Consider the following 2482-nt stretch of genomic DNA (forward strand, 5'->3'; position numbering starts at 1 on the left):
CCTCCACCACTTCGCGCAGCGTCACAAAATCGCCCGACCGCTTCGACATGCGCACCGGTTCGCCCTCGCGAAAAAGCCTCACCAGTTGGCAAAGCAGCACTGAAAGCTTCACCTCGTCGCCGGAAATCGCCCGGGCGAGCGCTTCCAGGCGCTTCACATAGCCGCCATGATCGGCGCCAAGCACATAGATCAGCTCGACGAAACCGCGATCGACCTTGTCCTTCAAATAGGCGACGTCCGCGGCAAAATAGGTGAAGGTGCCGTCCGACTTGACCAGCGCCCGGTCCATGTCGTCGCCGACCGCAGTCGAGCGGAACAGCGTCTGCTCGCGATCCTCCCAGTCGTCCGGCTTCTCGCCCTTGGGCGGCGGCAGCTTGCCCTTGTAGATATGGCCCTTGAGCGTCAGGTCGTTGATGGCCGAACGGATTTTCCGGGCGTTGTCGGCGTGCAGCGTGCGCTCCGAGAAAAAGACGTCGTGATGCACATTGAGCAGCGCCAGATCCTCGCGGATCATGGCCATCATCGCATCGATCGTCCTGTCCTTGACGATGGCAAGCGCTTCCTCGTCGGACATCTGCAGCAGGGAGCGGTCGAATTCGCTGGCCAGCGCCTGGCCGACCGGCACCAGATAGTCGCCCGGATAGAGCCCGGCCGGAATCTCGCCGATGTCGTCGCCGAGCGCCTCGCGGTAACGCAGCATGACCGAGCGGCCGAGCACGTCGATCTGCGAACCAGCATCGTTGATGACATATTCCTTGGTCACGTCATAACCGGCGAAGGCCATCAGATTGGCGAGCGCATCACCCACCACGGCGCCACGGCAATGGCCGACATGCATCGGTCCGGTAGGGTTAGCCGAGACATATTCGACATTGGCTTTCTTGCCGCCGCCGACCGTCGAGCGGCCGTAGTCGCGGCCTTCGCCGAGCAGCACAGTCAGATGCAACTGCCAGAACGCGTCCTTGAGCCTGAGATTGACGAAGCCTGGACCGGCAACGTCCGCAGCGGCGATGTCAATGTCGGCGCGCAGCGCCTGCGCCAGCCTTTCAGCCAGTGCGCGTGGGGGCTGGCCGGTCGGCTTGGCCAGCACCATTGCCGCATTGGTCGCCAGGTCGCCATGGCTGGCGTCGCGCGGCGGCTCGACGGCGATGCGCGACAAGTCCAGCGAACCGCCGTCTTTGTCTTTTAAGTCAAGCGCTTCGACAGTTCTGGTGATTCGCGCGTTGAAATCGGCGAAGATGTTCATTGGTGTAGCTCTGGGGTGTGGCTCTGGCTGCTTTGCAGGGATCCGGCTTATTGGCCGGCAAAATCGAGCTCGGCCTAGCTTAATTCAGGCGTATGGTCAAACAAACGGCGGTGTTCTTTCAAAGCGTAGGTATCCGTCATGCCCGCCAGGAAGTCGGCGACGCTGCGCGCCTTGATGCGATCGTCGGCCCGGTCGAGCCCTTCGCGCCAGCCGTCGGGCATGGCGCGCGGATTGGCGAAATAGACCTCGAACAGGTCGTTGACGATCTGCTCGGCCTCGTTACGCACGCGCATGACCTCGCTGTGCCGGTAGAGATGCTTGTAGAGAAAGGCCTTCAATTCCTTTTCGAACGCGGCCATTTCGGCTGAAAAGGTCACCATCGTCTCGCCTGCCACCCTTACCGCGTCGGCGCTGTCCGGCTTGATGCGGGCCAGATTGGCGGTGGTGGAACGATGACATCCTCGACCATCATCGTGATCTGCCGTCGCATCAGTTCGTGCCCTGTCCTCACATCGTCCAGCGCCGGATAGCGCTGGCGCACGTCTTCGAGGATCGAGCCGGGCAGCGAGACCTTTTCCAGCATGTCCAGCGTCAGGAAGCCGGATCTCAGGCCGTCGTCGATGTCATGGGTGTTGTAGGCGATGTCGTCGGCGATCGCTGCGCACTGCGCCTCGATGCCGGCGAAGCGGCCGAGTTCGAGGTCGTGCAGCTCCGAATAGTCGCGGATCGCCTGCGGCACCGGCCCCTTCAGACCCTTTCCGCTGGCGTCAGTCAGCGGTCCGTTGTGTTTTACCAGGCCCTCCAGCGTTTCCCAGGTGAGGTTGAGCCCGTCGAATTCGGCATAGCGGCTCTCCAGCCGCGTCACCACGCGCAGCGATTGCGCGTTGTGATCGAAGCCGCCCCAGGCGACCATTTTCTCGTTCAGCGCGTCCTCGCCGGTATGGCCGAAGGGCGTGTGGCCAAAATCGTGCACCAGCGCCACCGCCTCGGCCAGGTCCTCGTCGCCGCGCAGCGCCCGCGCCAGGGCACGCGCTATCTGCGCCACCTCGATCGAATGCGTCAGCCGGGTGCGGTAATGATCGCCCTCATGCGCGACGAACACCTGCGTCTTGTGCTTCAGCCGGCGGAATGCCGTCGAATGGATGATGCGGTCGCGGTCGCGCTGGAATGGCGTGCGGGTCGGGCTCTCCACCTCGTCGAACAGCCGCCCGCGCGACTTCGCCGGATCGCACGCAT

The 2482-nt window shown here is 63.3% G+C and carries 1 protein-coding gene and 1 pseudogene; both read right to left on the minus strand.

The features are described from left to right. Positions 1-1246: arginine--tRNA ligase (argS, locus tag EOA86_RS30485; protein WP_128345020.1), on the minus strand; the 1246-nt coding region annotated here is incomplete at its 3' end. A 74-nt stretch (positions 1247-1320) separates the two neighbouring features. Then, positions 1321-2482 (minus strand): annotated as a pseudogene (locus EOA86_RS30490) (deoxyguanosinetriphosphate triphosphohydrolase); the annotation flags it as partial.

This window comes from Mesorhizobium sp. M5C.F.Ca.IN.020.32.2.1 (assembly GCF_004023105.1).
GTDB classification, from domain to species: Bacteria; Pseudomonadota; Alphaproteobacteria; order Rhizobiales; family Rhizobiaceae; genus Mesorhizobium; species Mesorhizobium wenxiniae.